The sequence below is a fragment of the Polynucleobacter finlandensis genome, from assembly GCF_018881755.1.
In the GTDB taxonomy this organism is placed as follows: Bacteria; Pseudomonadota; Gammaproteobacteria; order Burkholderiales; family Burkholderiaceae; genus Polynucleobacter; species Polynucleobacter finlandensis.
This window is the reverse complement of record NZ_JACVPS010000009.1, coordinates 80,996-107,755: the sequence shown is the minus strand read 5'-3', so window position 1 is coordinate 107,755 and position 26,760 is coordinate 80,996. Positions and strand designations below refer to the sequence as shown.

Annotated in this window: 26 protein-coding genes and 1 tRNA gene; 3 read left to right on the top strand and 24 right to left on the bottom strand. The window is 47.5% G+C overall.

The genetic code is table 11. The annotated features are described in order from the left end of the window. Nucleotides 1-93 precede the first annotated feature (93 nt). The 3 genes from ICN49_RS07680 to rnr are packed head-to-tail and all read right to left on the bottom strand — an operon-like array spanning nt 94 to nt 3,470. On the bottom strand, nt 94-279 hold the full coding sequence (locus ICN49_RS07680; protein WP_216167200.1) for a YgaP family membrane protein: 186 nt from the start codon (nt 277-279) through the stop codon (nt 94-96). A 31-nt stretch (nt 280-310) separates the two neighbouring features. Next, a complete protein-coding gene (gene rlmB / locus ICN49_RS07675; protein WP_216167198.1) occupies nt 311-1,066 on the bottom strand; it encodes a 23S rRNA (guanosine(2251)-2'-O)-methyltransferase RlmB in 756 nt (251 codons plus the stop codon). Nucleotides 1,067-1,076: 10 nt separating this feature from the next. Further along, complete coding sequence (gene rnr, locus ICN49_RS07670) at nt 1,077-3,470, bottom strand: ribonuclease R (RefSeq protein ID WP_216167196.1); 2,394 nt, start codon at nt 3,468-3,470, stop codon at nt 1,077-1,079. A gap of 171 nt (nt 3,471-3,641) precedes the next feature. On the opposite strand from rnr, the gene ICN49_RS07665 reads away from it, so the two are divergent. Next, nucleotides 3,642-3,728 (top strand) — tRNA-Leu (locus ICN49_RS07665). Between the two features lie 43 nt (nt 3,729-3,771). On the opposite strand, the gene ICN49_RS07660 is transcribed toward ICN49_RS07665, so the two are convergent. From ICN49_RS07660 to ICN49_RS07635, 6 genes are read right to left on the bottom strand one after another with little or no spacing between them, the layout of a single operon-like run. Beyond that, the gene (locus tag ICN49_RS07660) at nt 3,772-4,107 is read right to left on the bottom strand and encodes an AzlD domain-containing protein (RefSeq protein ID WP_216167195.1); all 336 of its coding nucleotides are present in this window, start codon (nt 4,105-4,107) and stop codon (nt 3,772-3,774) included. Further along, nucleotides 4,107-4,832 carry an AzlC family ABC transporter permease gene (locus tag ICN49_RS07655; RefSeq protein WP_216167193.1) on the bottom strand — a complete coding sequence of 242 codons (726 nt, stop codon included), beginning with the start codon at nt 4,830-4,832 and terminating at the stop codon, nt 4,107-4,109. The genes ICN49_RS07660 and ICN49_RS07655 overlap by 1 nt, the downstream gene beginning before the upstream one ends. A gap of 9 nt (nt 4,833-4,841) precedes the next feature. Next, on the bottom strand, nt 4,842-5,339 hold the full coding sequence (locus tag ICN49_RS07650) for a hypothetical protein (protein ID WP_216167191.1): 498 nt from the start codon (nt 5,337-5,339) through the stop codon (nt 4,842-4,844). A gap of 21 nt (nt 5,340-5,360) precedes the next feature. After that, a complete protein-coding gene (locus ICN49_RS07645) occupies nt 5,361-6,044 on the bottom strand; it encodes a dienelactone hydrolase family protein (RefSeq protein ID WP_216167219.1) in 684 nt (227 codons plus the stop codon). Further along, nucleotides 6,044-6,859 (bottom strand): bestrophin-like domain, encoded by an 816-nt coding sequence (locus ICN49_RS07640; protein ID WP_216167189.1) that lies wholly within the window; start codon nt 6,857-6,859, stop codon nt 6,044-6,046. Before ICN49_RS07640 ends, ICN49_RS07645 begins: the two co-directional genes overlap by 1 nt. 8 nt (nt 6,860-6,867) lie before the next feature. After that, nucleotides 6,868-8,091, bottom strand: a complete 1,224-nt coding sequence (locus ICN49_RS07635; protein WP_216167187.1) for an MFS transporter — start codon at nt 8,089-8,091, stop codon at nt 6,868-6,870. Nucleotides 8,092-8,194: 103 nt separating this feature from the next. On the opposite strand from ICN49_RS07635, the gene ICN49_RS07630 reads away from it, so the two are divergent. Further along, the gene (locus ICN49_RS07630) at nt 8,195-8,686 is read left to right on the top strand and encodes a hypothetical protein (protein WP_216167186.1); all 492 of its coding nucleotides are present in this window, start codon (nt 8,195-8,197) and stop codon (nt 8,684-8,686) included. Between the two features lie 93 nt (nt 8,687-8,779). Here the strand turns inward: ICN49_RS07630 and ICN49_RS07625 are convergent, their stop codons facing one another. From ICN49_RS07625 to ndk, 15 genes are all read right to left on the bottom strand, one after another. Next, nucleotides 8,780-9,271: a hypothetical protein gene (locus ICN49_RS07625; protein ID WP_216167184.1), complete on the bottom strand. Its 492-nt coding sequence runs from the start codon at nt 9,269-9,271 to the stop codon at nt 8,780-8,782. 72 nt (nt 9,272-9,343) lie between these two features. After that, nucleotides 9,344-11,560 (bottom strand): malate synthase G, encoded by a 2,217-nt coding sequence (locus ICN49_RS07620; protein ID WP_216167182.1) that lies wholly within the window; start codon nt 11,558-11,560, stop codon nt 9,344-9,346. A gap of 55 nt (nt 11,561-11,615) precedes the next feature. After that, nucleotides 11,616-12,956 (bottom strand): adenylosuccinate synthase, encoded by a 1,341-nt coding sequence (locus ICN49_RS07615; protein ID WP_216167181.1) that lies wholly within the window; start codon nt 12,954-12,956, stop codon nt 11,616-11,618. A gap of 63 nt (nt 12,957-13,019) precedes the next feature. Further along, a complete protein-coding gene (locus tag ICN49_RS07610) occupies nt 13,020-14,183 on the bottom strand; it encodes an ATP phosphoribosyltransferase regulatory subunit (protein WP_216167179.1) in 1,164 nt (387 codons plus the stop codon). Between the two features lie 22 nt (nt 14,184-14,205). Further along, entirely contained in the window at nt 14,206-15,075 is an 870-nt protein-coding gene (hflC, locus tag ICN49_RS07605; protein ID WP_216167178.1) for a protease modulator HflC, read from the bottom strand. Further along, on the bottom strand, nt 15,075-16,592 hold the full coding sequence (gene hflK / locus ICN49_RS07600; protein ID WP_216167176.1) for an FtsH protease activity modulator HflK: 1,518 nt from the start codon (nt 16,590-16,592) through the stop codon (nt 15,075-15,077). The genes hflC and hflK overlap by 1 nt, the downstream gene beginning before the upstream one ends. After that, nucleotides 16,582-17,823 carry a GTPase HflX gene (gene hflX, locus ICN49_RS07595; protein ID WP_255535460.1) on the bottom strand — a complete coding sequence of 414 codons (1,242 nt, stop codon included), beginning with the start codon at nt 17,821-17,823 and terminating at the stop codon, nt 16,582-16,584. The genes hflK and hflX overlap by 11 nt, the downstream gene beginning before the upstream one ends. Continuing rightward, entirely contained in the window at nt 17,816-18,058 is a 243-nt protein-coding gene (gene hfq / locus ICN49_RS07590; protein ID WP_216167174.1) for an RNA chaperone Hfq, read from the bottom strand. Before hfq ends, hflX begins: the two co-directional genes overlap by 8 nt. A 106-nt stretch (nt 18,059-18,164) precedes the next feature. Beyond that, nucleotides 18,165-19,526, bottom strand: a complete 1,362-nt coding sequence (gene der / locus ICN49_RS07585; RefSeq protein WP_216167172.1) for a ribosome biogenesis GTPase Der — start codon at nt 19,524-19,526, stop codon at nt 18,165-18,167. Continuing rightward, entirely contained in the window at nt 19,523-20,686 is a 1,164-nt protein-coding gene (bamB, locus tag ICN49_RS07580) for an outer membrane protein assembly factor BamB (RefSeq protein WP_255535459.1), read from the bottom strand. Before bamB ends, der begins: the two co-directional genes overlap by 4 nt. Beyond that, nucleotides 20,686-21,345, bottom strand: a complete 660-nt coding sequence (locus ICN49_RS07575) for a YfgM family protein (protein ID WP_216167170.1) — start codon at nt 21,343-21,345, stop codon at nt 20,686-20,688. The genes bamB and ICN49_RS07575 overlap by 1 nt, the downstream gene beginning before the upstream one ends. Nucleotides 21,346-21,382: 37 nt before the next feature. Continuing rightward, a complete protein-coding gene (hisS, locus tag ICN49_RS07570; RefSeq protein ID WP_216167169.1) occupies nt 21,383-22,708 on the bottom strand; it encodes a histidine--tRNA ligase in 1,326 nt (441 codons plus the stop codon). 2 nt (nt 22,709-22,710) lie between these two features. After that, a complete protein-coding gene (gene ispG, locus ICN49_RS07565) occupies nt 22,711-23,970 on the bottom strand; it encodes a flavodoxin-dependent (E)-4-hydroxy-3-methylbut-2-enyl-diphosphate synthase (RefSeq protein WP_216167167.1) in 1,260 nt (419 codons plus the stop codon). A 2-nt stretch (nt 23,971-23,972) separates the two neighbouring features. Continuing rightward, entirely contained in the window at nt 23,973-25,178 is a 1,206-nt protein-coding gene (gene rlmN, locus ICN49_RS07560; RefSeq protein WP_216167165.1) for a dual-specificity RNA methyltransferase RlmN, read from the bottom strand. A gap of 32 nt (nt 25,179-25,210) precedes the next feature. Then, nucleotides 25,211-25,636 (bottom strand): nucleoside-diphosphate kinase, encoded by a 426-nt coding sequence (gene ndk / locus ICN49_RS07555; RefSeq protein ID WP_216167163.1) that lies wholly within the window; start codon nt 25,634-25,636, stop codon nt 25,211-25,213. 261 nt (nt 25,637-25,897) lie between these two features. On the opposite strand from ndk, the gene ICN49_RS07550 reads away from it, so the two are divergent. Then, nucleotides 25,898-26,599, top strand: coding sequence for a Bax inhibitor-1 family protein (locus ICN49_RS07550; RefSeq protein WP_216167162.1), 702 nt, complete (start codon nt 25,898-25,900; stop codon nt 26,597-26,599). Nucleotides 26,600-26,760: the final 161 nt, after the last annotated feature.

Sequence of the window (26,760 nt, the reverse complement as noted above, 5' to 3'; positions counted from 1 at the left end):
CCGATAGCGGACTGTCGGCGGTAAAGAAAAGCCACCCCGCAGGATGGCTTTGCTAAGGATTTTCATAACAAGGCTGTTAAATAGTTTTATTAATTACTTCTTAGCAGTATTAATGCCGAGCAGACTGTACGCAGGGCAATTGCCCATCATTCCAGTTACCAGCGGAATGATGCCAATCCAACCCCATGCACCAACAATTCCGTACCCAGCAAGACCCATCAAAGTAACGCCAACGGTCATGCGCAGTACGCGATCAGTGTGTCCAATATTGCATTTCATATAACCCCCTATTGTTATAACAAGGATGGGACTACTTTGCGGCTTTAGACAAGCGCTGTCTTAAGGCCTCATACAAGCATACGCCACTTGCAACTGAGACATTCAGACTTTCAACTACACCCTGCATAGGAATGCGTACGAGCTCATCGCAAGTCTCACGCGTTAGACGCCGCATGCCCTCACCCTCAGCACCCATCACAATCGCAATTGGACCAGTGAGATCAATGTCATAGATGGATTTAGTAGCTTCATCATCGGTACCAATTAACCAAACACCAGCTTCTTGCATTTCACGCATGCTGCGAACCAGATTGGTAACTGTCAATACGGGGATAACTTCAGATGCGCCACTAGAGACCTTGCTCACAGTGGCGTTAATGGAAGCTGAGCGATCTTTTGGTATCACTACCGCATCCACACCTGCACCATCGGCAACTCGCAAACAGGCACCAAAGTTATGGGGGTCAGTAACACCATCGAGCACCAAGAACAGTGGCTTCTCCTGTGTACCCGCAACATCTTCAATGACCTCCGTAATCGTTCGAGATACAGTCATTTTTTCAGCCAAGGCGACAACCCCTTGATGACGATCATGACCGGTGAGCTTATGGAGTCTTTCTGCATCAGCAGCATGCAAGCGTTCGCCCAATACTTCTTCGGCTTGCTTTAAAAAATCACCCATCCTGCGATCGCGACGACCAGAGTCAAAATAGACTGACTTCAAGCTTGCTGGATCTACTCGAAGCCTCGCTTGTACTGCATGAAAACCTACTAATATTTGTTTCATTCTGTTTTACTTACTTTCGCTTAGCCTTGGTACTACGTACTGGCGGTTTATTGCCGGCGGGCTTACCTAAAGATCTTCCAGGATTAGATGATTTTCCACCCGGCTTTCCACCTTTGCGGCTTGCTTTACTCTTTGACTGAGAGGCTCCTAGATTGCCTGCTGACTTAGCGGCATTCACATTGACGCCACCATGTTTAGTGGGCGTTTTACTTGAGGGTCGACTCTTCTTGGAAGCAGCAATCTTATTAGGTCTGCCAGTATCGCTCGCTAAAATCAATTGGCGTCTACTAGATCCACCGCCCTCAGCGCCAGTAGCCTTGACCAGACTAAATTCGATCTTGCGGGCATCTAAATCGACGCGGCTGACTAACACATGCACGCGATCGCCCAAGCGATAACGAATACCCGTTCTTTCACCCCGTAACTCTTGGCGCGCCTCGTCGTATTGGAAATAATCTCCACCGAGTTCGGTCACGTGCACCATACCCTCAACAAAAAGATTCTCCAGCTGAATAAACAGGCCAAAGTTAGCGACACCAGTAACAGCGCCCGCATACTCTTGACCTAAATGATCGCGCATGTAGTAACACTTTAACCACGCCTCAACATCGCGGGATGCTTCATCAGCGCGTCGTTCGTTAGATGAGCAGTGAACGCCCAATTGCCCCCAAATCGGTAAAGCCGCATTGGCGCCTTTCGGTAACCTTGTGCCTTTAGCGGCAGCATCTTTTCCATCGCTATGGGATTTCTTGGCATTGACTGCATTCTCCCTGCCTTTGCCCTTACGTGGCAATGTTAGATTCAATGGAACCAACGGAGGCAACACGGGTACATAAGGCTTCTTCGCTAGGATCGATTTAATCACCCGATGCGTGAGCAAATCTGGGTAGCGGCGAATTGGGCTGGTGAAATGAGAGTACGCTGGATACGCTAAACCGAAATGGCCTTCATTGTCTGGCTGATACATCGCTTGTTGCATAGAACGCAGCACAACCGATTGCAACATATTGGCATCAGGTCGATCTTTGATCTCACGCATGAGCTTGGCAAAATCTCTTGGCTTGGGTTTCTCGCCGCCGTCTAGAGATAAGCCGGATGTACGTAATACCTGGCGCAAAGTTACCAACTTCTCTTCCGATGGTTCGCCATGAACACGATACAGACTGAGGTGTTTGTTCTTATCAATAAAATCAGCTGCGCAAACGTTCGCCGTCAACATGCACTCTTCAATCAAGCGATGAGCATCATTGCGCAGACGCGGCTCAATTCTGAGAATCTTTCCAAGCTCATTACTAATAATCTGTGTCTCAGTCGTTTCAAACTCGATAGCGCCACGCTTATGGCGGGCTTCCAGCAAGATGTTGTACAGAGAATAGAGATTGCCCAATAACGGTCTGAAATCAGCAAAGCGTGCAGCTTCAGGCCCCTTGCTATTAGATAGAATCTCCCACACCGTGTCATAAGTAAAGCGCTGAGCTGAATGCATGACCGCCGGATAAAACTGATAAGCCAAAACAATACCGTTATTGTCCACAACCGAGTCACAGACCATACATAAGCGATCTACGCCGGGGTTCAGAGAACACAAACCGTTGGAGATCTTCTCGGGCAGCATCGGAATCACCCGTCTTGGGAAATACACCGATGTTGCTCGCAACAAACCTTCGTCATCTAATGGATGGCCTGGCTTTACATAATGAGAAACGTCAGCAATCGCCACAATCAGGCGCCATGCTTTGGTTTTGCCGTACATGACGGGTTCGCAATAGACGGCGTCATCAAAGTCACGCGCATCTGCACCGTCAATGGTAACTAAGGGTATGTCACGTAAGTCAACACGGCCTTCAAGGTCAGCTTGTTGAACGGTATCCGGCAATGCGGCAGCTTCTTTCATCGCAGCGGCTGAGAACTCATGAGGAACGCCATACTTGCGTACAGCAATCTCTATTTCCATGCCTGGGTCATCAATCTCACCCAACACCTCTACAACCCGGCCGACTGCTTGTCGATAGCTATCTGGATAGTCGATGATCTCGACACTCACCACTTGACCTAACTTCGCATTGCCGTGTGCTTTTGGTGGTATCAAAATATCGTGACCGATCCGCATATCTTCTGGCGCAACGATTAATACACCATTCTCATTTAAGAGACGGCCAATCACTACTTTGTTCGCATGCAGCACAACTTCAACAATCTGCCCTTCAGGGCGACCACGTCGATCAGTTCCCAATACCCGTACATTCACTCTGTCTCCGTGCATGACGCGTGACATTTCCTTTTCCGAAAGGAAAATATCTTCACCACCATCATCCGGAATCACAAATCCAAATCCATCTCGGTGTCCTTGAACTGTCCCTAAGCGGTCAGCCTCGCGAGGCACCAAGTCTTTTGCTTTACGCATTTAATTCCTTCGGCAATACTTGCCCTGTGTTTATATATATATATATTGATATCTACAGATATCTATTTTTGTTACGAATAAGCCCACTGTATCAAACCATCAAGTCTGAAGGGAAAAGCCATTTGGGTTAGAAAAGTCACCAATTCACCCATCCCTCTATAATAGTGGCATGCCCAGGTGGCGAAATTGGTAGACGCACCAGCTTCAGGTGCTGGCGATCGTAAGGTTGTGGGGGTTCGAGTCCCTTCCTGGGCACCAAATACTCTTGCTAGACCTTATATGGGGGCGAATAACCCCTATTTCAAGCCCAAAATCGGATAGCCGTAAAGACTGCCATTCCGACAACCAAGGTGAAGACCATTTTTCTGCTGAAATAAAAGGCAATCAGGGCTGCTATGCCACCCCAGATATTCGGGAGATGGATGTCAAACTGAGCAGCGCTGGAAGCATTGGCTGGCAAAAAGATCTCAGGAGCCAAGATCGCGATCATCGCTGCCAATGGTGCAAAGCGTATTGCCTCTAAAACCAAAGGAGAGATTTTAACTCTCTCACCCAGTATCAGAAAGAAGCCGCGAGTCAAAACTGTCACTACGGCCATCCCGATCAGCAGGAATGCAATGTTCAGATCGATCTGCATTAAGGCGTACTCCCTTTAGGTGACCTATCGGTCATCATGCCCACAATCAATGCTGCCCCAATTGCCAAAACAATATTGAGTCGAAACGGAATGCCATAGGTGGCAACAGCAACAACTGTTGCAGTTAGGGCCGCCCAACGAGCAGATGCTCGATCGAGCATAGGAACGATGATGGCCAGTAAAGCAATGGCGCCAGCAAATTCAAGCCCCCAACTATTTGGTATTTGACTGGCTAACAGAATCCCGCTAATAGAGCCCACCTGCCATATGCTCCAATTTGCAAACTGCATACCCTGCATCCATTGCAAACGTAGATGCTGATGATCAGCGTGTAATTCGTGTGCTGTTTGTGGCTTTGGATAACGCTTGATATATAAGAGGTAACCGAAATCTGCCGTGCAATACCCAACGAAGATTCTGCGCCACAGAGGCAAATAGGAAAAATGGGCTTGTAAGCCAAGACTAAAAATAACAAAACGCAAGTTCACCATGAATGAGGTGATCAAGATCATCCAAATCGGCAGGCCTACTGCAATCAGCGGAAGCGCTGCCAACTGTGATGAGCCTGCATAGACTAAGAGACTCATTGCAAGTGCTTGGTGCACTGTTAGGGTCGACTTGGCCATGGCAATGCCGGTGACAAATCCCCAAGTTAAGATCGTCACACCTGAGTGCGACATCTCTTTGAAGCCCTCTATAAAGGACTGCTTCTGTTGAGGCGTCATTCTAGGTGGCTATATGCCCATGGTTCTATGAAGAATCTTGCCCTTCATCTCATCCCATAGGCTCTGAAAGTCTTCAGTCTTTTCTTCCGAAAGACTCTGGGAGTTAAACAAGCCCGCAAAGAAGATTGACTTCTTAGGTGCCAAGGCCTTCTCAAACTCAGTAAGGCCAATTGGCTTGTCATCCATATCGCGCGTTAACTCAGCAGAGCACACGATAGCCTCTTCGTTATCCCGATCAATCACAGCAAACTCGATAAGTTGTTGCGTCTTATCTAGGATCACAAGCGTTCCTCTAGCATAACAAACGGCATCATGTGCTTGAACAATGTATGCTAAAAACTGTGACTCTTCAGCCTCTTCCATGCGCAGATCATCAATGAAAAAGAGGTATTGATCGCCATCGCTATTCACTAAGGTGAAAACCTTGGGAATCACACCATGAGCTAGTGCTAGATTGCGATAGTAACTAGAAATTTCTACTGCTAGATTTTCGGCGAAGAGATGCATGACGTTATATGTTGTGATGAATTAAGTTTGCAATTGTTTCTTGAGAAAATCCATGGTGCGAGTCCAGGCAAGCTTAGCTGCATCAGCCTGATACTTTAAGAATGGTAGATTTCTGGAGTCAGCCTCTTCGTTGGCAAAGGCATGTTTAGCATCGTAACGATAGAACTCCAACTGAGCGCCGGCCTCTTTAAGTTTTACTTCTAAATGATCGACGCCGCCAATAGCAAAAGCATCATCATGCAAAGCCCAGTGAGCCATCATCGGCTTGCTGACTGCGTTGGCATCAACATACTCAAGCGGTGGATAGCCGTACCAGACAACAGTCGCATCAAGCTCGGGAACATTGCATGCTGATAACACTGTTAAGGCGCCGCCCATACAAAAGCCCGTCACCGCGACTTTAGAGCTAGCGGTGGACTTCAAGTACTGAACCGCACCTCGGATATCTTGACCGGCAGCCTCACCAAAGTTGAGCTCACTCATTAAGTGCTCCGCCTCATTCGCCTCGAGTGCCAATTTCCCTCGATATAAGTCTGGTACCAAAGCGCGATAGCCTGCTTCAGCCAAGCGATCAGCTACCCCTTTAATCTGATCATTTAGACCCCACCACTCCTGAATCACCACAATGCCAGGGGCATTTTCTATCTTGGGTTCGGCTAAATAGGCATTTACCAATTGGCCGTCTGGACGTTTGTATTCAATCATCATGATTTCCTGTCAGTCAATTTATACGTACTACCAATATTCTCTTCGAATGAATCAAAGTCAATCATTCCTACCGCTGGAAATTCCAAATTGAGCATCATAAAGATGACGCCCGTTGTCACGACGGCAAATAAAGTAGTCAATATCCAATCTCGCTTCATCTTCATCCCAAGTGTGTAGCCAGCAACAAAGGAAGTGATAAAGCATAGTAAAAAAGTAGCGGCAAACAGAATTGCCGGCGGATGACGTTTACTGGCAATCAATTGCCTCTCATGAATGCTCACCATAGAATCCACTGCAACGGAGAGTCTACTGACCAAATCAATGACTTCTGGACTGGAGCCGCGCGTATCTCGAACAATCTTTCCCTTATCCCTCAGCATTTTTTCAGATAAGTCACTGAGTTCAGACAGATGTGCCTCCAACTGCTCAAGCTTGACAGGCTTCTTAAATAAATTTACTCGAACATCAACGTAATGCTGGTATGTGACTCCAATATCCTTGGTTTCATCCGAAGGTAAAGCTTTGATCATCTTTCCAACCTTACTAACCGCTATAGATTCTTGCTCATTCAAGTCCCGACGCGCATCGAAATGACTCACCGAGCCGGAAAAGTTAAACGCAATCAGTAGCGCCATCACCCCAAATAAGGCGCCTTGGTAAGTGTCATGGGTGGTAATTTTTTCAGCCGCTTCTTTTTGTGCAATGTGATTCCCTACACGCCAACCAATCTCAGCCAATAGCAACATAAGCCCTAAGATAAACCAAACAATAAAACCGGATTGAAGCAACTCAGCGCGAACAGTATCACCCATATGAACCTTTATTTAGCGATCTTTTGATCAGTATGAATATATCCCACCAACCAGAATGTGAGCAAGCCACAAGCTGCTGCCCCATAGCCTACCAAGTTGTAATGCTCCATCTTGCCATCAGCACCGATGGTGACTATCGCTCCAGCAGCAACAGAGGCGATACCCGAAGCAAGCATCTGCACTGATCCAATCAGGCTCATAAAGGTGCCACGGATTTTGGCTTCAACTACTTGACTCACCATGGCCATTGCCGGAATCATTCGACCCGATATCAGAATAAAGAAGGAGGTTGAGTTAATTAAGACCATCCACAAGGGTACGGGATGAAGATTGGTTGTCACCAATAGCGGCACCAAACTAATAATCGCCAATACCCTAAAGACTTTCACCTTGCCATACTTATCTGCCATATAACCAATATAGCGGGAGCTCATCAAGGTAGCGACTCCCCCACATAGATAGATCAGCGAGATATAGGAGTTATCAATACCCACATTGGAAGTCAGATACAGCGCGATATACGGAATCACAGAAAAGCCAGTAATCATAATCAGCCCCATGAACATAAAAGCTCTCAGGTGGTGATGGGCAATGGCAATGTCGTAGATTTGCTTAAAGCGACTGCCCTCGTGAATATGGTCAAGGTGCCCTGCAATTTTGGGAATGTTGCGATAAGCCAAATACAAAATGAGTACAGAAACTAGCGCGATAAAAATGAATGGCGCACGCCATCCTAAAAATGAAATGTGATTGGCTAAAAATAAACTGAGTGGAACACCTGCCACTGTCGAGACAGAAAATGCTGCCATGACAGTTCCTAAGGCCTTACCCCTGCGCTCAAATGGTATGGAATCAGCCACAATGGTTTGCACTAAAGAGCCGAGGATCCCACCAAAGGCACCTGCAAATGCTCTTGCTATAAATAAGGTGTGATAGTTAGGGGCAAATCCACAGGCCAGCGTAGCCACAATGAAACAGGCATACAGACTTAATAAGATCTGACGACGCTCAAAGCGATCTATGTAATACGTCGCAAAGATGCCCGCCACTGCTGCAGCAAAGGTATACGAAGAAAGCAATAAACCAAACTGATGTGTATTGATGTTTAGAACTCGAATGAACTCCGGCCCTAAAGGCATCATGATCATGAAATCGAGAATATGAGTGAACTGTATTCCGGCCAAGGCAAGCAAAAAGAAACGTTCTTGCTGGGGGGTGCGAACAGTACTCAAAGTGGGATCAACAGTGCAAATAGTAGTAACAGATCGTCATTATCCTCTCTAGCGCTAGGCTCTGCATTGGGGTACGATCACTACTAAATACCGAAGAAACTGAATGCACCCCATACTCCCGACCTCCCCTGGCTTTTCATTTACCTTCTTGTTCATAGACATCATCTTTGGACTGATTGGACTTACCCTCATCCTCGTCTTCCACGGGAGCGCTCTAAACCATATCGTGATGCGCTTTGAGCGCCTCACTAAGGCAAATCTTGAGAAGAAGCAACATAACTGGATCTTTCTCCATTTTTATGTCGCATTCATATTTTTTGCCCTGATTCACATCTCCGAAATCTTTATTTGGTCTGGGATCATCATCTGGCTTAACCTCATCCCAGACGCCGCCCAAGCCATTCTCTTTGCGGGAAGCTGCTACACCACGGTTGGCTTTGTTTCAGACATTTTGCCCGCAGGATGGAAAAGTATGGCGTTCTTTATAGCCTTTACTGGACTGTTTTCACTGGCCTGGACGACCTCGGTGATGATTGGGATGACTGCTCTCTATAAAGAAGCCTGGAATCTTAAATACGCTCACCGTAAGTTTTAACTTTCAAAAAATCGCTCAAAATCAGGATTTTTTGCTCGTTTTATAGCTGTTTTTGGCTTTAAACAGGCGCTTTCTAAAACTTCAGAAATTACTTTAAGTTTTGATGTAATAGCCATAAACGCAGCGATTGCCACCTCTAGAGGGGTCATGGGTATCTTGAATGACGCCATTGAGTACTGCAGTTAAGTGTTTTGAAACCTTCACAATCAAAATGGCCTTGGGAAGTTCGTCAGACCGTAAGTGGACTTGGCAACCCGCCCCAACCTTCATGGTTGGCACCCATTGAAAGCCTAAGCCCACGATGTACTCATGAAAGACCTTGCGATGATTGCCGTTGCGGGGTGATGAACCCTTGGCATTTAGCCTTCTGGCTAGTTTGTCGTTTCGCAACAAGGCATACGCCTCATTGGCTAGTCTTAAGTCCTCATAGACCTGCATATACGGCAGATTGGTGGCTATGGCTATTGACCTCACTACACAGTCACCCGCCCCACCTTTAAAACCAACAGCAGCCCTACCACCATCATTGAACTGAAAGCCCAACTGGCTGACTGGTTTAGAGAAGGGATTTAAAAAGCTAAACATGGTCAATTATTACGCCAATAAAAAATGGACTTGCCTTGCGACAAATCCATTCTTAACCCAGCTGCGCTGAAATTACTTCGCAGCAGCCTGCTTCACTACTAAACGCCATGCATGCAACAAAGGCTCTGTATAGCCGTTTGGTTGCTCGAGACCTTTGAAGATCAGATCACTAGCCGCTTTATAGGCATATGAATCTTGGTAGTTCGGCATCATTGGCTTGTATGAAGCATCGCTGGCATTTTGACCATCCACGACTTTAGCCATACGCTGCAATGTCTCATTAACCTGAGCTTCAGTAACGATGCCATGGAGTAACCAGTTGGCAATGTGTTGACTGGAGATGCGCAAGGTTGCACGATCTTCCATTAAGCCAATATTGTGAATATCTGGAACCTTGGAGCAACCAACGCCCTGATCAATCCAACGCACCACATAACCCAAAATACCTTGGCAGTTGTTATCCAACTCTTGCTGAATCTCTTCTTTAGACCAGTTTGCTTTTTCAACTACTGGAATACTTAAGAGATCGTTGATCAAAGCCTCCGCTTCAGCGGCACCATCCAATTTTTCCATTTCTTTTTGGATTTCAGCTACGTTTACTTGATGGTAGTGCAGCGCATGCAAAGTAGCAGCTGTTGGTGATGGCACCCAGGCAGTATTAGCACCCGCTTTAGGATGTACGCCTTTTTGCTCCAACATGGCTTTCATCAAATCTGGCATTGCCCACATTCCTTTACCGATTTGTGCGCGGCCACGTAAGCCACAATCCAAACCTGCAAAAACGTTACGACGCTCATAGGCTGATAACCATTTACTGGTTTTCATATCACCCTTGCGCATCATTGGGCCAGCGTGCATAGCAGTATGCATTTCATCGCCGGTACGATCTAAGAAGCCAGTATTGATAAAGGCAACGCGTGCACCAGCGGCAGCAATAGCAGCCTTAATATTCGCGCTCATGCGACGCTCTTCGTCCATGATGCCAAGCTTGACGGTGTCAGCAGGCAGGCCAAGTAGTTTCTCAACACGACCGAACAGCTCACCAGCAAAAGCAACTTCTTCTGGGCTGTGCATTTTTGGCTTAACGATATAGACAGAACCTTTACGAGTATTACCAATGGTCTGACTAGCTGGACGATTAATATCGTACAAGGCAATCAATACTGTCACTACCGCATCCAAGATACCCTCGTAGATCTCTTTACCTTCACCAGTAATGATGGCTGGGTTAGTCATTAAATGGCCAACGTTACGCAGGAACAAGAGTGAACGGCCATGTAATGTCACAACGCCGTCTTTAGCATCCACTGCGCCAATGCCAGCTTTGTACTGACGATCTGGGTTCAAGGTGCGCGTAAAGGTTTTGCCACCCTTTTGCACTTCTTCTACTAAAGTACCCTTCAGAATACCCAACCAGTTTTCATAGGCGAGCACTTTGTCATCGCCATCAACAGCAGCAATCGAATCTTCCAAATCCAAAATAGTAGACAGGGCTGCTTCAAGCACCACATCATTTACACCAGCAGGATCACTAGAACCAATGGTCTTAGTCTTATCAATCAGGATATCAATGTGAATGCCATTGTTACGCAGTAATAAAGACGATGGCGCAGCAGCGTCACCTTGATAACCAACAAACTGCTTCTCGTCAGCCAATCCAGTAGTGCTACCATCCTTCAATTTGGCAGCAAGCTTATTACCATCAACGGTATACGCCACTACATCACGATGCGAACCGCTGGCTAAAGGGGTAGCTTGATCCAAGAAATTACGCGCGTAGGCAACTACCTTGCCGCCACGAATCGGATTGTAGGCACCAGCTTTGGTAGCGCCATCTTCTTCAGAGAGAACGTCAGTACCATAAAGAGCGTCATATAAAGAGCCCCAACGTGCGTTGGCAGCATTGAGTGCATAACGTGCGTTGAGTACTGGCACTACTAATTGTGGGCCAGCTTGCAGAGCCAATTCATCATCCACATTCTTAGTGGTACCCAATACTTTTCCGGGAACCTCATCGAGGTAACCAATTTCTTTTAAATGCTTGCGATAGGCAGGCATATCTTTAATCGGGCCTGGGTTGGCTTTATGCCATTGATCCAAATCTACTTGCAGACGATCACGCTTCGCCAGCAAAGCTGCATTCTTCGGAGTTAAATCTTTGACGAGTTCGTCAAAACCCTTCCAAAAATCAGCGCTCTTGATGCCAGTTCCGGGGAGAACCTGATCTTCAATGAAGCGGTACAAAGGGGTAGCAACTTGGAGGCTATTGCAGGTAGTGCGTGCGGTCATGATCTAAGCTTTGCTTACAAATGTTGAATAAATAAAATAAGTTGAATATTTTGCATCAATCCTGAAAAGGATGCTGGAGCAGGATCGTTTCATCGCGCTCTGGGCCTGTGGAGACCATGGCGATCGGCTTGCCGGCAACTTCCTCAATGCGACGCAGGAACTTTTGCGCTTCCGCTGGAAGTTTGTCCCACTCACGGATGCCGAAGGTAGTACCCTTCCAACCAGGGAAATCCTCATAAATAGGCTCACAACGGGCAACAGATTCTGCGCCACGGGGCAATACATCCAATTTCTGGCCATCTAAGTTGTAGCCTACACAGAGACGAATGGTCTCAAAGCCATCCAGCACGTCTAGCTTGGTAATACACAGGCCAGTCAAACCATTGATCTGAATCGAGCGCTTTAACGCTGCGGCATCGAGCCAACCAGTGCGACGTGGACGACCCGTGACAGAGCCAAACTCTTTTCCGACTTCGGCTAAACGGACGCCAATCGGATCTTGTCTTGCAGGATTGTCATGGTCGTATAACTCGCTTGGGAATGGACCTGCGCCCACTCGCGTGCAATACGCCTTAGTAATACCCAAAATGTATTGCAAAGAATCTGGGCCAACACCAGAACCTGCAGCAGCATTACCTGCTACGCAGTTGCTGGAGGTGACGTACGGGTAGGTGCCATGATCGATATCCAAAAGCGTACCTTGCGCGCCTTCGAACAAGAGATTCTGACCAGCCTGTTCAGCAGCATATAGCGCGCTCGACACATCCACCACCATTGGCTTCAAACGCTCTGCATAGGACATGGCTTCAGCCAAAGTCTTTTCATAATTAACAGGCTCAGCACCGTAGTAGTTGGTGAGCATGAAATTGTGATATTCGAGGTTCTCGCGCAACTGCTCTGCGAATTTCTCTGGGTAGAACAAATCTTGCACGCGCAATGCGCGGCGCGCCACTTTATCTTCATAAGCTGGTCCGATACCGCGGCCAGTCGTACCAATCTTCGCTTCGCCACGCTTCTTCTCACGCGCATGATCAATCGCAACGTGATACGGCAGAATCAAAGTGGTTGCCTCAGAAATCTTTAAGCGGCTCTGAACATCTAGACCAGCAGCTTCTAACTCACCAATCTCTTTGAACAAAGCCTCTGGTGATAACACCACACCGTTGCCGATGTAGCAAATCACTTCTTTATGCATGATTCCGGAAGGAATCAAACGCAAGATGGTTTTCTTATCGCCAATAATTAAAGTATGGCCAGCGTTGTGTCCGCCCTGAAAGCGCACCACTGCTTGTGCATGATCGGTTAACCAATCAACCACTTTGCCTTTACCCTCATCGCCCCATTGGGTGCCGATGACTACAACGTTACGACCGCGTGCTTGCTGCTTTGAAGACATAATAAAATCCAAAAAAATAATGACGAAATAGGTTTAATTCTTTACTAGTGCATGTGCACTTTCTTACTTTTTCTTTACTTCCCAAGTATTGCCCTGCTTGCTCAACTCTCGGTCACATTCATATTCAGCCGTTTGTGCTTGATCGCCAGCCATCACCTGAATGACCACTTCACCACGAGCACGTAAATCAGCAATGGCTTGGTTTAAGTTGGCATCATCAATCCATGGCGCAACAATGGCAGGCTTGCGCACACTCATTGGCGACAGATTGGCCAGCGTCAATAAATCTAATGAAAAACCCGTTGCTGGGCGTGAACGTCCAAATGCTTGACCAACATGGTCATAACGGCCGCCACGGGCAATGGGTTGCGGCAACTTGTCGACATAAGCAGCAAACATCACACCACTGTGATATTGATAACCACGCAGGTCTGCCAAATCAATGCTGAGCTCTAAACCCTTAGACAGCGAGGCAGCAGCCGTCGATAAACGCTCAAGCTGTGCAAGCGCCTCATCGATCAGCTTGTGTTTAGGCAGGGCTTTCTTGGCCTTACTCAATACCTCAGCACAAGGTCCATTTAATTCTGTCAGGACAATTAAGGCATCTACTGTTTTAGGGCTCAATGCTTTAGCCCAAGCGCTTAGACGTGGACGATCTTTGCTCTGTAGCAACCCGTAAAGCGTTTCAATATCAGCCTTGCTAAGATCCTGACCATCCAAAATGCCCGCCAAGATACCTGCGTGCGACAGATCGAGGTAGACCTTATCCAGACCAGCCAAACCTAAGGTCTTGAGCAATAAAGAAATCGCTTCAAAGTCTGCCTCCCAAGTAGCGCAGCCATAAATCTCAGCGCCGAGTTGGAGCTCTTCGCGTGCTGAACTGCCAACTGGGGTGCGAGCATGCGCAACAGAGCCTGCATAGCAAAGACGGGTAACACCAGCGCGATTTAATAAGTGCGCATCAATACGTGCCACTTGTGGCGTCATGTCCGCACGCAAACCTAAAGTGCGACCAGATAATTGATCGACTAACTTAAAGGTTTGTAAATTGAGGTCAGAGCCAGTGCCCGTTAATAAGGAGTCCAGGAACTCTAAAATGGGAGGCGCTACAAGCTCATAGCCATAGGATTGATACAAATCCAAAATGGCACGACGCAGAGTCTCGACTTTACGAGCCTCGGCCGGCAACACATCAGCAATATCTTCAGGAAGTAACCAACGATTCATGATCTGGATTATTCACTTTCGCTTATTTTTTATGTAAGAACTTAAAGAACTCACCATTGGGCTCAACCACCATAATGTCTTTCTTGTCTTTGAAAGAACTACGATAAGCCTCAAGACTCTGATAGAACTGGGCAAACTGCGGATCGCGACCAAAGGCTTCAGCGTATAAGGCAGTTGCCCTAGCATCGCCCGCACCCTTAATCTTTTGTGCATCACGATAGGCTTCAGCCAAGATCGTATCGCGTTGACGTTCGGCATTGGCGCGAATCTTGTCAGACTCTGCAGCGCCAGTAGACCGTAACTCATTAGCAACACGCTTGCGCTCTGCTTCCATACGACGGTAAACAGAATCACTAATCTCAGCCAAGAGGTCAACCCGCTTTAAACGCACGTCGACAATTTCGACGCCGATATCTGAGGCATCATCAGCTACCTTTTTACGAATACCTTGCATGACCTGTTCACGCTGATCCGAAATCAACTCACGTACGGTGCGTTTTGTGAACTCTTCATTCAAGGCAGAACGCACTAACTGCGTCAAACGATCTTCAGCCAAGCGCTCATCGCCTTTGAAGCTGATGAAGAACTTACGTGGGTCAACAATGCGCCACTTCACATAAGAATCCACCAACAAATTCTTTTTCTCAGCGGTAATAAATCGCTCTGCTTCTGGATTATCAATCGTCAAAATGCGACGATCAAAGAAACGAACATTCTCAAAGGGTGCTGGGTATTTCACTTGCAGGCCTGGCTTCTCAATCACGCGAACAATCTGTCCGAATGAGAACACCACTGCAAACTTACGTTGGTCAACAATAAAAATACTGGATGAAAGCACATAAGCCAATGCAATCAGGGCAATCAACCCTGCAATCAAGCGATTTAGATTCATTATCTAGACTCCCGATCGCGACTACGCAAGCCGTCACGTTTATCACCTACACCGCCGCTATTGATCACTGCGGGAGGGGTGTTCACCGAGGGGTTGGGAGTATTTGTTACAGGACTAGGTGCCGGAGGATTGCCGGTGGCACCGCCAACAGTGACTGAGCCTGTTGGAGTCGTTTGATTGGTTTGTGAGTTAGCTGCTTGAGCACTTTCAGCGTTGACTTGTGAAACGATTTTATCGAGCGGCAAATACAGCAAGCTATTGCTCTTGGTGGTGTCCACCAAAATCTTCGTGACGTTGTTATACATATCGCGCATCGTGTCGATATACATACGATCACGTGTAACTTGCGGCGCCTTGGAATACTCCACCAAGATTTGCTTGAAGCGACCGGCATCGCCATCGGCAGTAGCAACGACGCGAGCCTTATAGCCCTCAGCCTCCTGAATCAAACGCGCTGCAGTTCCTTTTGCACGCGGAATGATGTCGTTGGCATACGCCTGACCTTCACTTTTTAAGCGTTCTTGATCTTGACCAGCCTTCACCGCATCATCAAAGGCTGCTTGCACTTGCTCTGGTGGCTGAACATTTTGTACGGTGACGCTAGTGACATAGATCCCTGACTTATAACTATCCAGAATCTTCTGAATCGAGCTGGCTAAATCAATCGCAATTTTTTCACGGCCCTCATACAAGACGGTATCCATCTTGCTGCGTGCAACGATCTCGCGAACCGCTGTTTCTGCAGCCTGAACGACTGATGAATCTGGATCGCGATTATTAAATAAATAATCAGTTGGATCTTTTAAGCGGTACTGAACTGCAAAACGCACGTCGATGATGTTTTCATCTTCGGTCAACATCGATGAATCTTTTTGATTCGTTGCTTTAATTAATACAGGGCGACCAACTTCCACCGAGCGCACGCCTGAAAGATTCACCACCTCTTGGGATTGAATGGGCCAAGGCATGCGCCAGTTAATGCCAGGCTTAGCGGTGTAATCATATTTACCGAAAGTCAGAATCACGCCTGCTTGACCTTCTTGAATAATGAAAAATCCACTACAAATCCATACAAAGAACACGCCGGCAGCTGCTAGCAAAATACTGGCTTTAGAGCTAAAGGGATTGGTGAAGTTAAAACTTGGGCCGCCGGTGCTACCGCCATTATTAGAACCACCACTATTACTGGTTCTGTTCACACGATCTTCAGGCTGAGGAATATCAGTGCTGCTAGGTTTATTGCTTGGCTTGCTTGACGGTTTACTTGTTGTCGACTCTGGTTTTTTCTTGCCACCAAAAATACCTGCAATGCGGTCGTTGAAGTCACGCCATAACTCGTCTAAGTCTGGCGGACCATCTGGTTTAGCTGGTTGCTGATTCGCTTGGGGGGTCTTACTTGGATCTTGGGCAACAGGATCCACTTTTGGAGCTTGTTCACTTCCCTGCTCACCTTTAGCATCTTTAGATCCATTACTAGGATCGGTGACCGAAAACAGGCCGAGTAATTTACGCATCATGAGGTGTATAGCTTCGATTCGGGATGGAGTTAAATTCAGAAGATTCTGGTCGTTCAGGTAAAGGGGCTAAAAACTCATCAGGAGCCAATTGCTTCTTGGCTCGGTTGTGCTCGACCCTTATTCTATCAGTCATTTGGGAGCATTCCGCCAGCGCTGAGCGTAACAAATCGAGGCCCAAGCCAGTCTTGGCGGACAGGAAAACCTGGCTTGGAATGCCGTCGGCATCCCGCACCAATTGCGCCCCATTGATGAAGGTTTGGGGCATCTGGTCGATCTTATTCATGATCTCAATCCGGGGGATATCATCAGCCCCGATTTCCCGTAAAACTGCCTCAACTTCAGCCTGCTGTTCACGAGCTACAGGGCTACACGCATCAATCACATGCAAAATCAGGTCCGCATGGATGGTTTCATCCAAAGTGGCCCTAAAGGCCTCAACCAACTGGTGGGGTAATTCACGGATAAATCCGACGGTATCGGAGACCACAATCGAGCCTAAACCCTCTAAATGCATCTTTCTGGAGGTGGTATCCAGGGTGGCAAATAGCTGATCTGCAGCATAAGTCCCTGCCTTGGTTAAGGAATTAAACAAAGTGGATTTGCCGGCATTGGTATAGCCAACCAAAGAGACTGAGAAAACATCTTTCCGGTTACGGGCCCGTCTTTGCGTTCTTTGCTGGCGTTGCAGCTTTTCGAGCTCGTTTTCTAGGCGCTTAGCCTTGGTGGCTAATATCCGGCGATCCAACTCCATCTGGGTTTCGCCAGGTCCGCCACGCACACCAATACCCCCGCGTTGACGCTCCAAGTGACTCCAAGCCCTGACCAAACGCGACATTTGATATCTAACCTGCGCCAACTCAACCTGGGTCTTTCCAATATGACTTTGGGCTCTTTGACTAAAGATATCCAAGATCAGACCAGTTCGATCCATCACATGAAAACCCAGTTGACGCTCTAAGTTGCGTTGTTGGGTCGGGGACAGCGGATGATTGAAGATGGCCAATTCAGCGCCTTGTTCTTCCATTACCCTTTTGACCTCATTGGCTTTGCCCGATCCAATAAATAAAGCAGGATCTGTTTTGCCTTTGCGGGCAATCACACTGGCTGCAGGAATGGAGCCGGCGCTCTCAGCCAAAAGACTGAGCTCGGCCATGCTATCTGCAAAATCTTCGCGTCCGGAGTCTACCCCAACCAGAACTGCGCGTGCCGCATCTACTCCGGTTTTATACAGGGCTAGCTTCTTCCATACGGAACTCCACTGCGCGCGCTGGCACGATGGTAGAAATCGCGTGCTTGTAAACCATTTGAGTAACGGTATTGCGCAAGAGAACGACATATTGATCAAATGATTCAATATTGCCTTGCAGCTTAATACCGTTCACTAAATAGATTGACACAGGTACATGCTCTTTACGCAAGGTATTGAGGAATGGATCTTGAAGTAATTGGATTGCTTTGTTATTCATACTGCTCCTTATTCGTTTTTTAGTTAGGGAGTCTTGCTTTTTTATGTAAATAAAACCTACTCTGCACAGCTAATACTGAAATCTTATCCCACAACATTTAGCTTGGCTACTTTTTACCCTTTTTGCCTTTATCAGCGTCTACATAAGGGTTTTTAGCGGTATTCATCTGAATGCGTAATGGGGTGCCGCGCAATTTAAAGACTTCCCTGAAGCGACCTTCCAAGTATCGCTTGTAGCTATCTGTGACTCCACTCAATGAAGTACCGTGAATCACCACAATGGGAGGATTCATGCCCCCTTGGTGTGCATAGCGCAGTTTTGGGCGGCCCATACCAACCCGTTTAGGTTGTTGATGTTCAATCGCCTCTTGCAGAATTCTGGTCAAACGTGGGGTTGGTAACTTCGCCATCGCTGCAGCATAGGCCGCATCCACATCCTTGAAGAGCTCTTTTAAGCCGGTACCTTTTTTCGCAGAAATCGGGTGTACGTTAGCAAAATCTAAGAAGCGTAATTTTTGAGCGATCTCTAAACGAGCGCGCTCTTTAACGTAGGAATCAAGACCATCCCACTTGTTCACGGCAACCACTAATGCACGCCCTGCTTCAACGATAAATCCTGCAATGTGCGCGTCTTGCTCAGAGATATCTTGCTGTGCATCAAGCATCAAGATCACGACGTTGCAATCGGCAATCGCTTGCAAGGTTTTCACGACTGAGAATTTTTCAATCGCTTCAAATACTTTGCCACGACGACGTAAACCTGCGGTGTCGACCAAGATATAGGGCTTACCGTTGCGCTCGAAAGGTACTTCAATCGCATCGCGTGTTGTACCGGGCATATCGAATGCAATCACACGCTCTTCACCGATCAACTTATTGATCAAGGTCGATTTACCAACGTTAGGACGACCCACTACCGCAATCTTCATTGGACGGTTTGGATCGTTGACTAAATCTTCTTCTTCGGGTTCTGCAATACCTAAAGCGTCTAAAGCATCATCGAGCATGCCACGGACACCATCGCCATGGGCAGATGAAATTGGAAAAGGTTCACCTAGACCAAGTTCATGAAAGTCAGCAGTCACAACACCGGCTTGCATGCCTTCGGTTTTATTGACAGCCAAAATAATGGGGCGACCGGTCTTGCGCAAGAAGTCAGCAATCACGCGATCTTGTGGGGCCATACCTAAACGACCATCCACCAAGAAGATCACGATGTCAGATTCCGCAACCGCTTGTTTGGTTTGCTTTGCCATCTCAGCAACAATGCCAGTCTTGGCTACTGGCTCAAAACCGCCGGTATCAACGCAAATAAATGCCCGCTCACCAATACGACCTTTGCCGTAGTGACGATCTCGTGTGAGGCCTGAAAAATCGGCAACTAGTGCGTCGCGTGAACGCGTTAGACGATTAAAGAGTGTGGACTTCCCAACGTTAGGGCGACCGACAATAGTGATGACTGGATTCATTTTGGACTGTACGCCGCTATTTTTCCACCCTGAGATTGAATCAGAATGAGGCCGCCAACCGCAATCGGGGCAGCGGTGATTGGACTGCTATCGTGACGTATACGAGCAACCATCTGACCGTCCGCCTGTGAGAATGCATGCACATAACCCTGCGCATCACCCATCAGTAATACCCTGCCAACAGCCATGGGCTCACCAACATCTCTGAAGGTTAATTTGTCATTTTCCCAAACCTGATTACCGTCTTTGGTGGCGAATGCTGTCACGTGTGATTTTTCATTGGCAGAGAAAACCATATCGGGGCTTTGCGCTGTGCCTGTAAAGCTTGAGAAATCTTTAAACCAAATCAAATTGCCGGTACGGGCTTGGCCACATCCAATGCGACCTTGATAGGACACGGCACAAAGAATTTCACCTTCCATGCTGGGCTTAGCAGTCACGTCATTTAAACGCTCAATCTCAGAGAAACCTTTCGGAAAGGAAATTGGAGATTCCCAAACTAAACCACCGTTAGCAATCGCGATCATGCCGAAACGACCACCAGCAAAGCCGGTAACAATCACTTCATTCCCAATCGCCAACATGCCATAACCTACTCGCAATGACAGCGCGGATTGTTGACGCTGATAGATCCACTTCCGCGTGCCGGTTTGCGCATCCAAACCAATAAAGCGATTATCTAAAGCGCGAATAATGACAACACCACCAGCAACTACTGGCTCAGTCAAGACTTCACTGCCAACGCTGACGTTCCAAATAGGTTTGCCGGTATCGTCGTATGCGTATACGGTGCCTTTGGTAGTCACAACAGCAGTAACACGGCCATCAGAACCTGGACCTACGGTAATACGCTCTGGTACAGAAGCTTCCCAAACCTTATTGCCATTGGCTAAATCAATCTTCACTAAATTGCCACGATGCGATGCTGCATAGACTGCATCGCCAGCAACCACCGGATGAAAGTTAAATGTCTCGGATGAGCCAACGCTGGTTGACCAAACGGGAGCAAGATCAAATTGATTGGTCACTGGAACGAGCTCAGCGGGCTTGCGAACACGCGCACCACCAGAGCAAGCTACGAGAGCAGCAATGGCAGAGCCAATGATGAGGGCTTTTGTAGCGAACTTCGCTATGTTTACCAAACGCATTGTGTGAATCATCACTGAGCAACTCCTCCAACAGCATCCAATTTAACCTTCAAGAGGCGACGCGCCTCTTCAGGAAATTCTTTTGCTTGATCTAATTTCTTCCAAGCATCTTGATAGCTCACCTTAGCTTGGGCAGTATTCTTCTGCGCCAAATACCAATCGCCACGACGCTCTAACCACAGCGCCTCAAATCCATTAATAGGTTTATCTTTCAGAATGGCATCAGCTTCGGCAAAATCTTTCTCAGCACCCTGCTCGATTAACTGAGAAACTAAACGCAATTTACCCAAAGCCTCATAACCAGCATTGGAAGCATTCTTCGCTGTCCAACGCAGATATTCGATTGCTTTAGGGGCATCACCAGCATCTGAGGCAATTTTTGCGGCGACTAAGCTAGCCATCGATGCATAAGGAGTGCGTCCAAATTGCTTTTGCAAATCATCTGCAGCGCGTAAGCTTTGATCTTTATCACTCTTACTGATGGCAACGATCATCGTGTCATACAACTGGGATGCTTGCGCAGCTTGGCTATTACGCCACCACTGGTAACCACTATAGGCTGCATACGCAAACAAGGCCGCTGTCAGAACGCCAGTAATGAGATTGCGATACTTTTGCCAAAATGCTTTGAGCTGGTCAAGTTGTTCTTGTTCTTCTAGGTCTAAAGGCATATCAATCCAAGCTAATAAATATCGTTATAGGGTAATTCTATTCGGAGGAGCCGACCAAAGCGTCAATTACCGCATCTAGCACTTTATCGAGGGCTACTGACTGCTGTTCACCCGTGCCGCGCAGGTCTTTGATTTGGGCTTCATCTTTAGCCAACTCGTCAGGCCCAATAATGACTGCATAGGCAGCCCCACTAGCATCCGCCTTCTTCATTTGCGACTTAAAGCTAGCCGATTGGCCATCTGGTGGGCAAAAAAGGATGGTGTCAATACCAGCACTGCGCAAACGCTCAGCAATAATCATGGCGGCAGTTAAAGTCTCGCCACCCTGGTGTAGAACGAAAATATCACAGCCAGGCGCTGCCTCAGGCAATGAACCTGATACTTTCATGAGCTCTAAAACACGTTCCATACCCATGGCCCAACCACAAGCAGGCGCTGCTTTGCCACCCATGCGTTCAATCAGTGGATCATAGCGACCACCGCCGGCAATCGTGCCTTGTGCACCGAGCTCATCCGTCACCCACTCAAATACAGTGAGGTTGTAATAATCGAGTCCACGAACTAAGCGTGGATTGATCTTGCAGGGAATGTTGTTTGCTTTGAGTAATGCTTGCACCGCATCGAAATGTTTGAGTGATGCTTCACCCAAGAAATCCAACAACTTAGGTGCGCCTTCGATCAATGCTTGCATCGCCAAATTTTTAGAATCCAAAATACGTAAAGGATTGGTCAATAGACGACGTTGTGAATCTTCATCGAGTTGCGCGGCATTCTTCTCAAAATACGTTACCAAGGCAGCGCGGTGCACAGCACGTTCATCAGCTTGACCTAGTGAATTGATTTCTAGACGTACGCCCTTCAAACCCAACTCATCCCAGAGGCGTTGACCCATCAGAATAATTTCAGCATCGATATCTGGACCGGCAAAGCCTAAGGCCTCAATTCCGAACTGGTGGAACTGGCGATAGCGGCCACGTTGTGGGCGCTCATGACGAAACATCGGGCCGGTATACCAAAGACGCTTAGGCCCTTCGTATATCAAATTATTTTCAATCACGGAGCGGACGATGGCAGCGGTACCTTCTGGGCGTAAAGTCAGTTGCTCACCATTGAGACGATCCTCAAAGGAATACATTTCTTTTTCAACAATATCGGTTACTTCACCAATACCACGTTGAAATACAGCGGTAGCCTCAACAATCGGGGTGCGTAAAAACTCATAGCCGTAAGCCCGGGTTAAGTCACGCAAGACATGCTCAAGATGAGCCCACTGCGCAGCGTCTGCCGGCAGTAAATCATTCATGCCGCGAACGCCATTAATCTTGAGCGTTTTTTCGGTCTTCTTGTTTTTATCTTCGGTCATTTTTATGAGTAATTTTTTTCGACGTATTCATCAACAATGATTTGAAACTCTTCTGCAATCTTATCGCCCCGCAAGGTCTTTACCTTCACACCGTCTACAAAGACAGGTGCCGCTGGAGTCTCGCCAGTACCGGGTAATGAAATACCAATATTGGCATGTTTACTTTCGCCAGGTCCATTCACAATACAGCCCATCACGGCAACGTTCATATTTTCAACGCCTGGATGGGTTTTTTTCCAAATGGGCATTTGTTGGCGCAAGTAGGACTGAATATTGGCGGCCAATTCTTGGAAGGTAGTGCTGGTTGTTCTTCCGCAACCAGGACAAGCAATCACCATGGGTGTGAAATTGCGCAAACCCATGGTTTGTAATATCTCTTGGGCTACGATCACTTCATTCTCACGTGGCGCACCTGGATCTGGCGTCAAGGAAACCCGTATCGTATCGCCAATACCTTCTTGCAAGAGGATGCCCATGGCAGCGGTAGAAGAAACGATTCCCTTGCTACCCATGCCAGCCTCGGTTAATCCCAAGTGCAAGGGATAGTCTGAGCGACGTGACAGATCGCGATATACGGCAACTAAGTCTTGCACATTACTCACTTTGCAAGACAACAAAATTTGATCGGGGTTCATACCGAACTCCACTGCTTTTTCTGCAGACTGCAATGCCGACTGAATTAAGGCTTCGATCATGACTTCTTGTGCAGTCTTTGGCACAGCTAAAGCAGCATTACCGTCCATGATGCTGGCGAGAAGCTCTTGGTCTAAGCTACCCCAGTTCACACCAATCCGAATCGGCTTGTCGTATTTGCAGGCCGCTTCAATCATTTGCGCAAACTGTGGATCGCGCTTAGCGCCCTTACCCACGTTACCTGGATTGATGCGGTATTTTGATAAAGCTTTGGCGCACTCTGGGTAATCATTGAGCAAAGTATGGCCGTTGTAATGGAAGTCACCAATCAATGGGACCAAAACATCCATCTTGTCTAACTGTTCACGAATATACGGAACTGCAGCAGCGGCTTCTGGGGTGTTGACTGTGATGCGCACCATCTCAGAACCAGCACGGGCCAATTCTTTTACTTGAATTGCGGTACCGACTGCATCAACCGTATCAGTATTGGTCATCGACTGGATGCGCACAGGTGCATCGCCACCAATCGTGATGATGTTCGTTTTCCAAACAACCTTTGCTTGGCGGGTTGCGCGCTTAGGTGCAGGACCTAATGGCAGAGGCGACAAGGAGTGATTGGTGCTCATGTTTAATTTAACTTATCGAGCCATTGAATGTTCTGAACTGACTCAGGCGGCTCATCATCATCTGACTGAATGATTTCCTTATCGTGTACGGCGCGTTCGCGTACGCGGGTTCTATCAATCACATCACCAGCCAACTGTCCACAAGCGGCGGCAATATCATCGCCGCGGGTCTTGCGAACTGTAGCCACCATGCCAGCATCTAACAAAATATTAGCAAAGGCTTGTATGCGTTGTGGTGGTGAACGCTTTAAGCCAGACTCTGGGAATGGATTAAAGGGAATGAGATTGACCTTACACTTAATGTTGCTCAGCAAACGAATCAATTCTTTTGCTTGCGCATCAGAATCATTCACACCATCGAGCATGCAGTACTCAAAGGTTAAGAAATCTCTTGGGGCAAATGGCAAATAACGCTCACATGCACCAAGTAATTCTCGTAAAGGGTATTTTTGATTTAGCGGCACCAACTGATCGCGCAATGCATCGTTGGGCGCATGCAGCGAGACCGCTAATGCTACTGGGCAATCTTGTGCCAAGCGATCAATCATCGGCACAACGCCAGAGGTTGATACGGTGACGCGACGTCGTGACAAGCCGTAGGCCCTGTCATCCAACATCAAGCGTAATGCGGTCACCACGTTGTCATAGTTGAGTAAAGGCTCGCCCATTCCCATCATGACCACATTCGAAATCACGCGGCCAGTATGTTCCCAACCAGGTGTTGGAAATTTTTCAACGCGCCGCACTGCACCAGGTTCATTACGCAAGAGGTGTTCGGCAAACCACAATTGGCCAATGATTTCGCCAGAGGTGAGATTGCGTGAGAAGCCTTGGCGTCCGGTGGAGCAAAAACGGCAATTGACTGCGCAGCCTGCTTGCGAAGAGATACACAAAGTACCGCGATCATCTTCTGGAATAAAGACTGACTCGACTGCATTGCCTGCGCCAACGTCCAGCAACCACTTACGGGTGCCGTCATTGGCAAGTTCATCTTTAATGACTGGGAGGGATACGACTTCTGCTACATCCAGCAAGCAAGCTCGGAAGCTTTTTGCTAAATCGCTCATGTCGTTGATGCTCGATACACCACGCTGGTGTATCCACTGCATGAGTTGCTTTGCCCTAAAGGGCTTTTCATTCAACCCCGCGACATACGCTGCCATTTGGTCAGCGTCAAAATCTAAGAGATTTACGCGCGGGGAGGTCAATGCGCCTACTTATTTAGTAAATAGGTTTCGAATTAACGATTGAAAACGTTCATGCCAGGGAAAAAGAATGCAATTTCCACAGCAGCGGTTTCAGGAGCGTCAGATCCGTGAACAGCGTTAGCATCGATGCTGTCAGCAAAGTCAGCACGAATTGTTCCAGCGTCAGCTTTCTTAGGATCAGTAGCACCCATCAGATCGCGGTTCTTGGCAATCGCGCCTTCACCTTGCAATACTTGGATCATCACTGGACCAGAAACCATGAAGCTCACCAAATCTTTGAAGAAAGGACGGGCTGCGTGAACAGCATAGAACTGCTCCGCTTCAGCTTGGGATAAATGCGCCATTCTGGAAGCAACGATCTTCAAACCAGCAGATTCAAAACGGTCATAAATTTTGCCGATAACGTTTTTAGCTACAGCATCGGGTTTGATAATAGAAAGGGTGCGTTCAATAGCCATGCAAAACTCCAATAGTGATTTCAAAGGTATTAGTCGAAAAGGCTTGCAATAAGTCTGCCCTGATTCGACGACCCCCGAATTATACATCGGCTGAGGGTATTTACCCCTATAAAAGTAGTCCTAAGCCATTGAATTTACAGGGCATAACCCCATGGTTTGTAGTCTTTTTAACTTAGCCCTTGAAATTAGGCTGTTTTGTCTATACTTACTATCAACAGCCCAGCACGGGCTTATGTATTTACTTTAAAAGAAGGAGTCCAAATGAGCGATCTCAACTCTTACGGCTTTGGCCAGTCTGGCTCAATTAGCACCCCTCAAGTACGCAACCGCGTACTGCGCAATACCTATGCCCTACTCGCACTCTCCATGGTTCCAACCATCATCGGTGCTTGGCTTGGTGTGGCGATGGGTTTCACGATGTTTGCAGGCAGTCCTTTCATCGGCTTCATCGTCTTCATGGCAGTAGCCTTTGGCTTCTTCTGGGCGATCGAGAAAAATAAAGAAACCGGCGTCGGCGTTCTCTTGCTTTTAGGCTTCACCTTCTTCATGGGCATCATGATGTCCCGTTTGGTTGGCTACACCCTTAATAGCTATAGCAACGGTGCTGCACTCATCATGCTGTCTTTTGGTGGCACTGCCGCTATCTTTGCTGTGATGGCAACCATTGCGACTGTTAGCAAGAGCGATTTTGCTGGTATGGGCAAATGGTTGATGGTAGGCGTACTGCTCTTGATCGTCGCTTCTTTAGCGAACATCTGGTTGCAATTGCCAGCTTTGATGTTGACTGTGATGGTTCTAGCGATCGCAATCTTCTCCGCCTTTATCTTGGTTGATGTACAGCGCATCATCAATGGCGGTGAAACCAATTACATCATGGCCACACTAGCGATCTACTTAGATGTGTACAACGTATTCACCAACTTACTGGCATTACTCGGTATTGTTGGGGGTAATAGAGAGTAAGAGACACTAAGCAACTTTTTATTGTTGCTCTCATAAGGCGCCTGCGGGCGCCTTATTACTTTCTGTCTTCGCTCTTTTGTAGCTAAATAAATTAGTTAGCGACAAACATGCTGACCGCATAAGACAGTGCAATCAATATTAATAAGATTGCCAAACTATCT